At 43.4% G+C, this 12,713-nt stretch carries 11 protein-coding genes; 3 read left to right on the top strand and 8 right to left on the bottom strand.

Going from position 1 to position 12,713, the window contains the following annotated elements; all coding sequences use genetic code 11:
* Positions 1 to 85 precede the first annotated feature (85 nt).
* The 3 genes from PN470_RS00415 to PN470_RS00405 form a co-directional block, all read right to left on the bottom strand.
* Positions 86 to 325: a FeoC-like transcriptional regulator gene (locus tag PN470_RS00415; protein WP_002767419.1), complete on the bottom strand. Its 240-nt coding sequence runs from the start codon at positions 323 to 325 to the stop codon at positions 86 to 88.
* 108 nt (positions 326 to 433) lie between these two features.
* Positions 434 to 2,758, bottom strand: coding sequence for a Fe(2+) transporter permease subunit FeoB (gene feoB, locus PN470_RS00410; protein WP_272103324.1), 2,325 nt, complete (start codon positions 2,756 to 2,758; stop codon positions 434 to 436).
* A 41-nt stretch (positions 2,759 to 2,799) separates the two neighbouring features.
* Positions 2,800 to 3,435: a FeoA family protein gene (locus PN470_RS00405; RefSeq protein ID WP_272103322.1), complete on the bottom strand. Its 636-nt coding sequence runs from the start codon at positions 3,433 to 3,435 to the stop codon at positions 2,800 to 2,802.
* Between the two features lie 422 nt (positions 3,436 to 3,857).
* Between PN470_RS00405 and PN470_RS00400 the strand changes: the two genes are divergently transcribed.
* A complete protein-coding gene (locus PN470_RS00400; protein WP_272103320.1) occupies positions 3,858 to 5,732 on the top strand; it encodes an ABC transporter ATP-binding protein in 1,875 nt (624 codons plus the stop codon).
* Between the two features lie 131 nt (positions 5,733 to 5,863).
* On the opposite strand, the gene PN470_RS00395 is transcribed toward PN470_RS00400, so the two are convergent.
* Entirely contained in the window at positions 5,864 to 7,261 is a 1,398-nt protein-coding gene (locus tag PN470_RS00395) for an amidase (RefSeq protein WP_271935392.1), read from the bottom strand.
* 143 nt (positions 7,262 to 7,404) lie between these two features.
* Between PN470_RS00395 and pyrR the strand changes: the two genes are divergently transcribed.
* Positions 7,405 to 7,938 (top strand): bifunctional pyr operon transcriptional regulator/uracil phosphoribosyltransferase PyrR, encoded by a 534-nt coding sequence (gene pyrR / locus PN470_RS00390; protein WP_002742197.1) that lies wholly within the window; start codon positions 7,405 to 7,407, stop codon positions 7,936 to 7,938.
* A gap of 324 nt (positions 7,939 to 8,262) precedes the next feature.
* On the opposite strand, the gene PN470_RS00385 is transcribed toward pyrR, so the two are convergent.
* From PN470_RS00385 to PN470_RS00370, 4 genes are all read right to left on the bottom strand, one after another.
* Positions 8,263 to 9,045 carry an endonuclease/exonuclease/phosphatase family protein gene (locus PN470_RS00385; RefSeq protein WP_272103318.1) on the bottom strand — a complete coding sequence of 261 codons (783 nt, stop codon included), beginning with the start codon at positions 9,043 to 9,045 and terminating at the stop codon, positions 8,263 to 8,265.
* A gap of 245 nt (positions 9,046 to 9,290) precedes the next feature.
* Entirely contained in the window at positions 9,291 to 9,491 is a 201-nt protein-coding gene (psb35, locus tag PN470_RS00380; RefSeq protein ID WP_002737145.1) for a photosystem II assembly protein Psb35, read from the bottom strand.
* A 59-nt stretch (positions 9,492 to 9,550) separates the two neighbouring features.
* Positions 9,551 to 9,958: a gamma-glutamylcyclotransferase family protein gene (locus tag PN470_RS00375; RefSeq protein WP_271935390.1), complete on the bottom strand. Its 408-nt coding sequence runs from the start codon at positions 9,956 to 9,958 to the stop codon at positions 9,551 to 9,553.
* Entirely contained in the window at positions 9,955 to 10,980 is a 1,026-nt protein-coding gene (locus PN470_RS00370; RefSeq protein ID WP_271935388.1) for an aldo/keto reductase, read from the bottom strand. The genes PN470_RS00375 and PN470_RS00370 overlap by 4 nt, the downstream gene beginning before the upstream one ends.
* Positions 10,981 to 11,666: 686 nt before the next feature.
* Between PN470_RS00370 and PN470_RS00365 the strand changes: the two genes are divergently transcribed.
* Positions 11,667 to 12,458, top strand: a complete 792-nt coding sequence (locus PN470_RS00365) for a Uma2 family endonuclease (protein ID WP_036399999.1) — start codon at positions 11,667 to 11,669, stop codon at positions 12,456 to 12,458.
* The last annotated feature ends 255 nt before the right edge of the window (positions 12,459 to 12,713 follow it).

Genomic DNA, 12,713 nt, shown 5'->3' with positions numbered 1-12,713 from the left:
CCCCCCTTAATCCCCCCTTAATAAGGGGGGCATCTGACAACTTTTAACGCCTACCTACTTAGATCACTTCTGTAGTGGTGAACTTTTATCTGTTTGTCCCTGTGGAATTGCCTTCAATCCATTCGTAAAAAACCATAGATTCTGGGGAACAACGGCTGCATCCTCCGCATTTTTCTAGGGAAATCAGGCGAATTCGCCCTTTTTTCAGCAAGCGATCGAGCATAGGACTTAAGGCATCCGCTGACATCCGAAAGTGTGTGGATAAGTCAGCCAGAGATGCTTTCTGATTTTTGGCAAGATAAGCCTGTATATCGGTTAAAATCATGGTTTATAAGCGAAAAAATTGATAAAAATTGCTTGATTGCGGTGGGTTACGGCGAATCTAAATAATTTGTTAGTTGCCTAGCTTTTTGTCGCCTAACCCACCCTACTTTTAAATTGCCGGACGGTTGATTTTTCGGGGACGGAGATTTTTTAAGATGAATAAAACCCCGACTACGGTTAAACCCATCAAGACTATCCAAAAGAGAGAAAATCCCGGATGTCGAGAAAAAGTAGCGATTTGATAGAAGGAAGTGGCAACAATATAGGCCATTCCTGTGGTCCAGAGGGCAATAAAAGCAGTCCAACCGGCATTAGTTTCGCGATATACTGCCGATGTGGCCGAAACACAGGGAAAATAGAGCAGAACAAACAATAGATAGGCAAAAGCTCCCGCTTGACCATCAAATCTTTTCGCCATTGCCCCAAAGATTCCTAAATCTACCTCTTGCTCTTCGGCAGCCGTTTTTTGATCTTGCAGATCACCAATATTTAAACCCAAGGGATCAAGTAATTGATTGGGTAATTGCGCTAAATTGGCGGGAATAGTGGCAATAGCTGCCTGAATTTGCCCCCAAAAGTCGAATTTTTCGGCTGCTACCCCCTGATTAGGGTTATCTTCCCCCGCTAGTTGGCTGTAAATTGAGTTTAATGTGCCTACCATCGCTTCTTTGGCAAAAACTCCCGTAAAAATGCCCACCGTTGCCGGCCAATTTTGCTGCTCTAGTCCCATGGGTGAGAAAATAGGAGTTACAGCTTTACTGGTGGCACTTAAAACCGATCGCTCGCTGTCTTGATTACCAAAAGAACCATCAAAACTGACGGAGTTGAGTAGTCCCAAAATCATCACCATTAAAACGATAATTCGTCCAGCTTTCCATAAAAACGCTTGCAGACGTTCCCAAGTGCGAATTAAAACTCCTTTTAGACGCGGTAGATGATAGGGAGGCAATTCCATAATAAAGTGACTGACTTCTCCCTTGAGTAGGGTTTTTTTCATCACCAATCCCGTCAAAATAGCGGCGAGAATTCCTAAGATATAAAGACCAAAAACGATGTTTTGACCACCTATGGGGAAAAAAGCCGCCGCAAATAGGGCATAAACAGGTAATCTGGCCCCACAGGACATAAAAGGGTTCATCATAATCGTCATTAAACGATCGCGAGAATTTTCTAGGGTTCTGGTGGCCATAATTGCCGGCACATTGCAACCAAATCCCACTAGCATGGGGACAAAGGATTTACCCGGCAATCCCACCAAACGCATCAATCGGTCCATGACGAAGGCTGCCCGGGCCATATAGCCGGAATCCTCTAAAATTGACAAAAAGAGGAACATAAAGCCAATTACGGGGATAAAAGTGGCGACGGTTTGCACACCTCCCCCCGCTCCATCAGCGAGCAGAGCAATTAGCCAACCCGGGGTATGGATTGTTTGTAAAACTTGGGCTAAACCATCGACAAAGATAGTCTGGGCAGTTAAATCGAAGAAATCGATAAAGGCAGCACTAACATTGATGGTAAACAAGAACATTAGGTACATTACGCCCAAAAATATCGGAATTCCCAACCAGCGATCGAGAACAATCCGATCGAGGCGATCGGACATGGTATCATTTATCTGTCCAGTCCGTTGAGTGGCTCCCTGGGTAACTTGTTGAATAAAGCCATAACGAGTATCAGCAATTAAAATATCAAGGTCTTCCCCTAAAACTTGGTGTATTTGTCGTCTATGCTTGACGATAATGCTTAATAGTTCCTGGGAGCGCAATTCTGGGACGATGCGATCCTCGTATTGCAGTAGATTTAAAGCGGTCCATCTTGGCTCAACGATCCTTTTACTGCTATGGTCGTTAATGTAGGCAACAATCTCGCTCAGAGCTTCCTCAATTACCGCAGGATAAGCCACATAAGCGGCAGTATGGCTAATATCATCGACTAATTCCCCAATTTTTTGCTTTAATTCTCCGATTCCCTCCCCTTTAACCGCACTAATCGCCACGACAATTGCATCCATGCGATCGCTTAAGAGTTGCGGATTAACCACAATACCCCTAGTTTTGGCCACATCCATCATATTTAGGGCAATCAACATCGGTAAACGCATCTCCATGATTTGGGTAGTCAGGTAGAGATTGCGCTCTAAATTGGCAGCATCGACGATATTAATCACTAAATCCGCTTCTCCTGACAGCAGATAGTCCCTAGCGACTAATTCATCCATTCCTGTCTCCCCTTCTTCCACATCGAGGGAATAGACTCCGGGTAAATCCACAAGGGTGATATCTTCCCCGTTAACTTGAAATTGTCCCTCTTTGCGATCGACTGTTACTCCCGGCCAGTTGCCGGTCCGTTGATTGGCTCCTGTGAGAGCATTAAAAAGGGTAGTTTTGCCACAGTTAGGATTGCCGATTAAGGCGATAATGGGTTTGACCATAATTAGGATATTGAGTAATTAATAGGCTTAGATGATTAAATTTAGCTTTTTGGGTCTATTTCTTCGACGATTAAAGTGTCTGCCTCCTGTTTACGCAGACTGAGATGAAATCCCCGCACTCGAATCTCGACGGGATCCCCCAAAGGTGCCACACGAATAACGGTAAACTCTGTCCCCGGAGTTAATCCCATTGATAACAATTTTCCTTTGTATCCGCGCAATGCTCGGTCATAACCGACGACTTTACCCGCTTTTCCTATGGGTATCTCCCGCAGAAATGTTCTTACTTCAGGTAGGTCTTTTTTGGGTTCCAGTTTTTTCGGTTGACTGTCACTAACGAGGATTTTTTCGGCCATTTCTGCCCCGATACCGATACGATTGTCTTGAATGCCAATTAAAACTGATCCCCTCCCTTGGGAACTAATTACCTGTAATTGAATGCCGGGGTTTAATCCCATACCTAGGAGTCGATTGATCCCTCCTGTCCCCTGAAATCCCACTAACCAGACGGTTTTTCCCATTTCCACTTGTGCTAAAGGATAAGTGGCAGCAAAGTCATTACCCGTGGGAGTGACATTATCTAATTCTGTCTTTTTACCACCCCAACAGAAAAATTGGGCTTTATTTGGCGATTTTTCTGGTTTTTCTGGTTCATTCGGTCTAATTTTATCGTCCATGCTTTTCTTATCTCCAAAGGTAAGGTAATGAAGGTCTTTCATTCAAGAGTGATAATAATTCCTTGATAGCTGATCGAGTTTACTGAAGTAGCCAAAGGGTGAGAACTGCACTACTGTCAGCCTCAGTCAACGGTTTTGAAACTGTCTAAGACTTGCGATCGCTTAAATAAATGCTAATTATTCTCAATTACCAGTCTAATCTAAAAGGGGAGACAGGAAAGAAAATTTTTTCTTTAAAAAAGTCGCCAGTCTCCGGTAAATGGCGATCGCTGAGAGACGAAAATATTCACTAATGCTGGCAAAATTCTCCCTTGCAAGGGAGATTCCCCCAGCTATCTACCAATTAATTGCACCCAGCTACTGGGAACAGAAAAAGCTATATTTAATAAGTAAATCGAATCTGTTTTTCTGAATAAAGACCTATGGATAACAAAATTCTCGACGTTCACCATCTCACCGTTGAATTTTCCAATCAGAAAAGAACAACAGTCGCCGTTAATAACATTAGTTTTAGCTTGCAGAAAGGTCAAGTTCTCGGTTGTGTGGGGGAGTCGGGTTCAGGAAAATCTGTCACCTCCCTCGCACTCATGGGATTGGTTCCCTCTCCGGGAAAAATTACCGGGGGAGAAATTTGCTTTCGTCCAGCAAAAGGTCAGTCAATGCAAGTAGTAGATTTATTATCTATTCCCCCGGAAGAATTGCGTTATTATCGCGGGGGAGAAATGGCGATGATTTTCCAAGAACCAATGAGTTCTCTTAATCCAGTGTATAACATCGAGTTTCAACTCACTGAAGCAATTTTACTGCATCAAAAAGTCACCCCCGAACAGGCAAAAAATCAAGCCATCTCTCTACTGCAAGAAGTGCGCTTATTACCCAGTGATGAACAGTTAGAGGAGAAATATATAGAAACTTTTCCCTTAGAAAATAAGGGTCATGTCAGGGAAAAAATTAGAACTTATATTCAAGAACAAAAAGAGGCAATTCTCAAGCGTTATCCTCACGAATTATCGGGGGGACAATTACAAAGGGTAATGATTGCCATGGCGATTTCTTGTAATCCTACCCTATTAATTGCCGATGAACCAACCACCGCTTTAGATGTGACTGTCCAAGCAGAAATATTAAGATTATTACGCGATTTGTGCAAAAGCGATCGAGAAATGTCAATGGTTTTTATCTCCCACGATTTAGGAGTTATTAACGAAATTGCCGATCAAATTGTCGTGATGTATCAAGGAGAAATTGTCGAACAGGGAACAAAAGAAGAAGTATTAAATTATCCCCAACATCCCTACACAAAAGGTTTACTTGCCTGTCGTCCTCGCTTAAACTCTCGTCCCGAAAAATTGCCCACTGTCAGCGATTTTTTACAAGTGGAAAAAGACTCTCAAGGTAAGATTATTGACTTACAGGAAATTACTCCACCAGCAGTTAAATTTATTACTCTCCAGGAGGAAGAAAGCAGAATTGAAGGTTTACAACATCACGAGAATATTTTATCGGTAGAAAATTTATCGGTTAGATTTCCAGTTAAGGGAGTTTTCGGGCAAGTCAAGACCTTTTTTAATGCCGTAGATCAGGTCAGTTTTGCCGTTAAACAGGGGGAAACCCTCGGTTTAGTCGGTGAGTCTGGCTGCGGAAAATCCACCCTAGCAAGGACAATTCTGCGCTTAATTCCTGCCACTTCTGGAAATATCTATTTCCGAGGAGAAAATCTCGCTAAATTAAACCCCAGCGATCCAAAATTAAGACTACTGCGACGGGAATTACAGATAGTTTTTCAGAATCCCTACAACTCCCTGAATCCCCGTTTATCCATCGGTAAAGCAATTTTAGAACCGATGGTTATTCATCATACTGGCGGCAATTCCCAAAAGCAACGGCAAAGAGTAGAATATTTATTAGAACGAGTTAAACTCGATCCTACTTGGTTTGATCGCTATCCCCATCAATTATCGGGAGGACAACGACAAAGGGTTTGTATTGCTCGCGCTTTAGCCTTAAATCCTCAGTTTATTATCTGTGATGAATCTGTCTCTGCTTTAGATGTTTCCGTACAAGCGGAAGTCTTAAATTTACTCAAAGAATTACAGCAGGAATTTAATCTCACTTATATCTTTATTTCCCACGATTTAAGTGTCGTCAGATTTATGAGCGATCGGATTATGGTGATGAATAAAGGTAAAATTGAGGAAATCGGTACAGCTAACGAAATTATCAACTCTCCCCAAAGCGATTACACCCGTAAACTTATCGCTTCCATTCCCCAATTTACCGAAAGTCTTGCTAGTTAAGTAGCTGGTTATAATTGAATTAAAAATGGATTTTAGCTTCGATCCCCCCTGCCCCCCTTGATAAGGGGGGTGCCGATAGGCGGGGGGATCCCCCTTGATAAGGGGGGTGTCTGACAACTTTTAACACCTACCTACTTAAAATTAGCCATCAAACCGAAAGGATTAGCTGCCTCTAATTGTGCCGATAAACCTAACAAAGTGATTTCATCAGCAGGTTTACCCACTAACTGAATTCCCACGGGTAAACCCTGACTATCCACTCCTGTGGGTAAAGCAATCGCGGGTAAACCACTCGCATTAGCAATAGGAGAAGGTGCAATCCACGCAATCATCTTATTAACCGCTTCTTCCGGTGGTAAATTTTCCCACTCACCAATTCCGGGAGGTTGATGTAGGAAAATAGGCAAAAGTAAGACATCAAAATTATCAAACATCGCCACAATTTGCCGCGAAATAACGTGCATCTGCCGCACCGCTTGCAGGTATTCCCCCGCACTGCCAGAATTGTCCAATAACCATTGGTTAAGGGGACTTAATAACTCCCTGGGAATTGCCGCCGCTGCCGTCCCCGCTTGCCAAATACGGCGAAAAGGAGCGATTAAAGCCTGTAAATCGGGAGAATACTCCGTTAAGTGATGCCCCATACCCTCTAAAATTTTAGCCGTCTCGATCACAGCATTTTTATAGACGGCAGCCGCTTCGCCGAAGGGGGATATGGAAGTAGAAAAAGCGATTCTTAGGGGTTTTACGGCTCTTTGAGTGGCTTCTAGGAAAGAAAAGGGCGGATCGGGTAGCCAGTAGGGATCGCCCGTCGTATAGCCCGAAATCACGGTAAGCAGCGCCGCCCCATCTGCCACCGTCTTAGAAAGAGTGCCGTTAGTGGCGATACCGCTTTGAAATTCCCCCACCGGGGCATAGGAAACGCGCCCACGACTGGGTTTTATCCCCACCAAACCGCAACAACCCGCCGGAGTACGAATGGAACCGCCACCGTCGGAACCCTGGGCAATCGGGCAGAAACCCGCCGCTACCGCCGCCGCCGCGCCACCACTGGAACCTCCTGCGGTATAATCGCGGTTGAAGGGGTTACGAGTCGGCAAAAAACCCGGATTTTCGGTGTAGGGAAAGGACCCTAACTGGGAAGTGGCAGTTTTGCCCAGAAGGATAAAACCCGCCATTTTCATTCTGGTGACGATTCCTTCGTCGTATTGGGCGATATTTCCCTGTAAAGCGGCGACTCCGTAACTAACCGGCATTCCAGCGACGGCATTTAAGTCTTTAATGGCGGTGGGAACTCCAAAAAAAGGCGGTAATTCGGCAGTAGCGGCGATTTGACTTAATTGTTCCGTTTGGGCGCCCGCGGTGGCTAGGGCGCTTTCCCTGGCGACATGGACAAAACTACCAATTTGACAGTCAAATTTCTCAATTCTGTCGAGGTATAAATGGGTTAATTCTAGGGGGGAGATTTGTTTAGTGCGAATCAGTTGGGCTAATTCTAGGGCAGATTTTTGCAATAATTCATCACTCATGAGCGATCGAGTTAAAATAGGTAAGTGAAAATAATTATATTCGTTAGTGGGAAGATGGTTTTAAAAGAAAAAAGGAAAAAGTAAAAAAAGACCATTGCTGTAAAAATTTCCCTATCCCCTATCCCCCCTTGTCTTGGAAAATTATGACCTCACAGTTAATTGAAATTCTCTCGGCTGACGAAATTCGTCGCACCATTACCCGTTTAGCTTCCGAAGTTATCGAAAAAAGTGGCGATTTGAATAATTTGATTTTGATCGGTATCTACACGCGAGGAGTGCCTTTAGCTAATTTAATTGCTAGTCAAATTGAGAGCTTAGAAGGGGTAAAAGTTCCCGTGGGAGCGATCGATATTACCTTCTATCGCGACGATCTTGATCGCATTAAAACCCGCACTCCTGCTAAAACCAAAATGCCCCTAGATGTCACGGGAAAAACCGTGATTTTAGTTGATGATGTTATCTACAAAGGTCGCACAATCCGCTCCGCTTTTAATGCTATTATTGAGTATGGCAGACCGCAAAAAATCCGCTTATTAGTCCTCGTTGATCGTGGTCATCGGGAATTACCAATTCACCCGGATTTTACTGGCAAAAAACTCCCCACCGCAGCCGAGGAACAGGTAAGAGTTTATCTACAGGAGATTGACGGCAAAGATGGGGTGGAATTAATCAAATAAACAGATAATTGGTAACTAATCCCCGGAGGAAAATAAACAGAATTGCCTCGATAATAGCCACGAAAATAGCACTTAAGTAGCTGGTTATAATTAAACTAAAAACGGATTTTAGGTTCGATCCCCCCTGCCCCCCTTGATAAGGGGGGTGCCGATAGGCGGGGGGATCCCCCCTTGATAAGGGGGGTGTCTGATAATTTTTAACGCCTACCTACTTATTGAAATTTTTCCTCTTGAAAACACCGAAAAAATTTAACCATAGAATTACCAAAGTCTGCTGAAGCTTTTACCCTCTATATATTTGCTAAATACAAAAATAATCTATTTTTAGGGCAAGGTAAAAGCAGCAATTACAGGATAATGATCGGAAGGAATCAGATTCAACCAACGGGAAGGATCGACTTTTGCCCAATCTAACTGCAAACGGCTATCATAATAAATGGTATCGATGGCTAAATAAGGGGTATCGGTGTAATTATTAAAGCTCATTTGTTCCGCTAATTCCAAATCGGCTAAAGCGTCCTTTAATTGAATTTCTGTCTGGAGAGGTTCAGTTAAAATCTGACGGGGTAATTGCTGAGAATTAACATTAAAATCCCCCGTTAAAAATAGGTAATCTTCTGTTAAATCTAGTTGACAAAAACGCTCCTGTATGCACTTAGCACCTAAGTCCTTAGCTTTGTCGCTATAGTAATCGAGATGGGTGTTATAAAACTGCAAAGTTTGCCCCTCAAGAGTGCGAAATTTAGCCCCCGTTACCATGCGGGGATAGGGATTACCCCAAGCTTCGGTAATACTGCCAATAATATCGGGAGTTTCTGATAACCAAAATTCGTAAATTTCTAAACATTTTAACCGACTTGGTTGATATAAAATCGCACAATGTTCATCTAATCCTGTCCCTCTGCGATCGCTGCCTAAACTTTGGTATTTTGGCAATAAACGGTGTAGATCCAATAGTTGATTAGCGCGAGCCTCCTGAGTACCAATTATATCAGGAGAATAGTGAGCAATTAAAGCCGCTACTGCTTCCCTTCTTACTCGCCAATTACGCTCATCAGGATCGGGTTTATCGTAGCGAATATTAAAGGACATCGCTGTTAGTTTCATAGCAAAATGGAGAATAGGGAAGATGGAAGGGAATGGGTAGTTCTGTCAGTAAATAGTAATCAGTAATCAGTGAACTGAAAACCCACATCTGATAACAAGGTCTGAATCTAAAACCTAATTTGTTAAGCTAAAAGCTTTGATGTGCTTAGTTTCTAACCTTCTTTTTAGGTAGGAGAATTGCCAGATTCTGTGTTTTGCCCCTTGCCTCTTGCCTTGAGAAGCTGATAACTGATAACTGCCTTTTTCTAGGATCGAGAATCAGAATCTATATCTGTCTTCACTTCGGGGATAATATCCGGTCTTTGGGCATCTTCCCAACCAACTGGGCGCTTAGAATTATACCAAGCGATCGAACCGATGGTGACAGCAGCCAGAAAACCGACCACATAAACTGCCACGAAATAAACGGGGAATTTGCCACTGGCCACTTCTAGGAGTAGATACATAATTTTTTCACGATTAAGCTTTTAATTTGTATATCTTAACAGAATCGGCCCCCTCATCCCTATTCTCGATCGCTACTGGTCCACCAACCGGAAGGAAGCCAAATACCGCCATAGATAGCTATTTTTGCTGGTGTCATCACATATCCCCAGGCTTCGCAGATTAATTCTCGCCCTAGATTATAAATAGGGATTCTGCGACGCTGATACTCGTTTTCTTCTGCAGCTCTGCCGGGTTGATAATCTTCCAAACTATCCAAAAGCCTAATATCATAATCTGCGTTAAAAGTCAATAAAATTCCCTTCACCCAGCCATCCCCCTCGGTCAGTCCGGGATAACCGAGGGCGGTAAGATGGTATAAATGCCCCCTTGTGTAGGCGGTTTTAGAGTTGATCACTTTTCCTGCACAGTAGGCAGAATAGTTACTCTCTTTAGGTTTCAGGGTTCCATAAACAAAAACTTCCATCATCGGTCCAATTGTGCCGCTACTCCTCCTAATAGGATATCGCGAACAAATTGACTGGCTAAAAGTTCCTGGGGAAAACCGAGGGAAATGGCACTGATATTATCAAGTCGTTGCAGCTGTTCCCCAGTCAGGTTAAAATCCACACAGGCGAGATTATCCTGCAATTGGGACAATCTTCGAGCGCCAATGATAGGAATTATGGGGTTAGGGCGATTTCTGAGCCAATTTAACGCCACTTGTGCCGGTGATTTCCCGATTTCTCTGGCAATCTCTAGGACGGTCTCGGCAATTTTCAGATCGCGATCAAAAATTTGAAAAGGTTGGTCGGTCATGCTTAAACGACCATCGACGGGGTGGGGTTGATTATATTTTCCCGTTAAAACTCCTCCTCCCAGGGGACTCCAAGCTGTCACCCCGATGTTTAATGCTTTGGCCATAGGCAATAATTCCCGTTCGGGGGTGCGTTCCTTGAGAGAATATTCTATTTGTAGTCCGATAAAGGGTGTCCATCCCCGTAGGGTGGCCAGGGTGTTTGCTTGGGAGACAATCCAAGCAGGACTGTCAGAAATGCCGATATAAAGCACTTTTCCCATCCTGACCAAATCATCGAAAGCACGCATCACTTCCTCCATAGGAGTGAGAGAGTCCCAAATATGAAGCCAGAGTAAATCGATATAATCAGTACCTAAACGCTTTAAACTAGCTTCTACCGCCTGAAAGAGGTTTTTTCGATGATTTCCGCAGGCATTGACATCCCCGGGACGGGTGTTGAGAGAATATTTCGTGGCGATTACCCATTTTTCTCGATCGCCCTTGACAAATTCCCCCACTAATGTTTCACTGGTTCCGTTAGTGTAGATATTAGCAGTATCGAGAAAATTGCCGCCCGCTTCCGCAAAAGCCTGAAAAACCGCCCGACTTTCCTCTTTATCCGCTCCCCAACCCCAATCTTCCCCGAATGTCATCGTCCCTAGACATAGTTCGGAAACTCGCAGACCACTATTACCTAAAAGTTTGTAACGCATAATTAACTAAAATTTTGAATAAGAAGTTAATTATAATTGAATTTGATCGACAGCTAACCCTGGCCTCAGTGGTTATACTAAATTCCGTTGAGAAGGTATAGAGGAGCGGGGAGCGGGGAGCGGTGAATCTGCCTGTCCACAAATGGTGCTGATAATATGGTTAGCATGGAAGCGCAAATGCAAACTTGCGATGATGTTTTCCTCGGGGATTTCTTCTTTGAACAGATGCTCTTTTTCTTCCTCACTTTTGCCACTTTTTTCTACATCTAAAAAGGCTTGTAAGTGTTGCGGATCGATGGTAAATTCTTCCGACTAATAGGGATCAAGGCGGGTAATATTTGGGCTCTTCTAGGTTCTGTGTGATAAGTTTAACTTACTATATGATCGATCGATCTTTGTATCCTTTGTGTCTTTGTGGTTCGCTCCACTCCCTCGCTCTTGAGTAATGTATCTTAGAATACATTTTACCCACCAAACCTGGGAGAGCCATATTTGCTGATTGGAAACAGACGATATCTAAATCAATTAGTCCATCAAGAACAGCGATTTTGATGAGTGGATCGCCTTTTGTCTGGGAGCGAAGAGCGGTCATTCCGGCGATAGCATTGAGATCAGGCATAGTTTTTGCAGGTTTTGAAGAACAGTTATAGAATAAAAGCTAGATAACAAAAATAGGGGAATTAAAGATGAGTTCAATGACCCAAACTGTACAATCCTCAACCACAATTCAGGAACCTTCGACCACAGCGTATTGCGCTTCCCCTTTACCCGACCACACCCAACTCCCCGATAAAGATGGAAGTTTTGTGAAAAACTATCAAGAGCCTCCCCAAGCAGACCTTTTAACGCATACTATTACACCCCTTTTAGAGCAATTACATCCTGACGGTAATTACTGTCTAGGTCGAGATTGTGGGATTTATTGGCGATTGCCAGAGTATCCAGAATCCCTAGAAAAGGGTGCTGTTGCTCCCGATTGGTTTTATGTTCCCCATGTCCCCACAACGATTGAGGGTCAAGTCCGGCGTTCCTTTGTGATGTGGAAAGAAACCATTGAACCGGTTATTGCCTTAGAATTTGTCTCTGGTAATGGTGAAGAAGAACGGGATAAAACGCCTGTTAAGGGTAAATTTTGGATCTATGAGCGAGCGATTCAAATTCCTTTTTATGGGATTTATGAAGTTAACAAGGCTCAGATCGAGATGTACCAGTTAGTTAATGGTCGTTACCAAAAAATGACTCCTAATCAGCGCGGTCATTATCCCATTACTCCTTTAAAGGTAGAGTTAGGAATTTGGCAAGGGGAATACCAAAATCAGTTCTTTCCCTGGCTTCGCTGGTGGGATGGGGAAGGTAACTTGTTGTTAACTTCCCAGGAATCCACTCAACAGGAACGACAACGAGCCGAACAGGAACGACAACGAGCCGATCGCCTAGCGGAACAGTTAAGGGCCTTGGGGATAGAACCTAAAGATTAGATCTCTTGCATAAGTCTAGACAAAATAGGATAAAATAGTCCAAGAGTTAAGATTGAAAGATGACTTACGAAAAAGTAAGGGACTTGCGTATTAATAAATTACCATCTAGACTAGAGAAGCAACTTGTTACTCCCACTCTCAACTATGGTAACTGAACTGACTGAAAAAATCAAATCAAGCTTGAAAGATGCGGCAAAAAAGCTGACAGGTTTTAAGAAAAGGGCTTTTATGGCGCAAGTAACTATAGACTATTTT

Origin of the sequence: Microcystis sp. CS-574 (assembly GCF_028329095.1) — a bacterium.
Taxonomy (GTDB): domain Bacteria; phylum Cyanobacteriota; class Cyanobacteriia; order Cyanobacteriales; family Microcystaceae; genus Microcystis; species Microcystis ichthyoblabe_A.
This window is presented reverse-complemented; position numbering and strand designations above follow the sequence as displayed.

What these genes read in the sequence shown, in the direction of transcription:
- feoB (WP_272103324.1), bottom strand. Translation starts at nt 2,758, where the DNA reads ATGGTCAAACCCATTATCGCCTTAATCGGCAATCCTAACTGTGGCAAA.
- PN470_RS00400 (WP_272103320.1), top strand. Translation starts at nt 3,858, where the DNA reads ATGGATAACAAAATTCTCGACGTTCACCATCTCACCGTTGAATTTTCC.
- PN470_RS00370 (WP_271935388.1), bottom strand. Translation starts at nt 10,980, where the DNA reads ATGCGTTACAAACTTTTAGGTAATAGTGGTCTGCGAGTTTCCGAACTA.
- PN470_RS00365 (WP_036399999.1), top strand. Translation starts at nt 11,667, where the DNA reads ATGAGTTCAATGACCCAAACTGTACAATCCTCAACCACAATTCAGGAA.
- PN470_RS00395 (WP_271935392.1), bottom strand. Translation starts at nt 7,261, where the DNA reads ATGAGTGATGAATTATTGCAAAAATCTGCCCTAGAATTAGCCCAACTG.
- PN470_RS00375 (WP_271935390.1), bottom strand. Translation starts at nt 9,958, where the DNA reads ATGATGGAAGTTTTTGTTTATGGAACCCTGAAACCTAAAGAGAGTAAC.
- PN470_RS00385 (WP_272103318.1), bottom strand. Translation starts at nt 9,045, where the DNA reads ATGAAACTAACAGCGATGTCCTTTAATATTCGCTACGATAAACCCGAT.
- pyrR (WP_002742197.1), top strand. Translation starts at nt 7,405, where the DNA reads ATGACCTCACAGTTAATTGAAATTCTCTCGGCTGACGAAATTCGTCGC.
- PN470_RS00415 (WP_002767419.1), bottom strand. Translation starts at nt 325, where the DNA reads ATGATTTTAACCGATATACAGGCTTATCTTGCCAAAAATCAGAAAGCA.
- PN470_RS00405 (WP_272103322.1), bottom strand. Translation starts at nt 3,435, where the DNA reads ATGGACGATAAAATTAGACCGAATGAACCAGAAAAACCAGAAAAATCG.
- psb35 (WP_002737145.1), bottom strand. Translation starts at nt 9,491, where the DNA reads ATGTATCTACTCCTAGAAGTGGCCAGTGGCAAATTCCCCGTTTATTTC.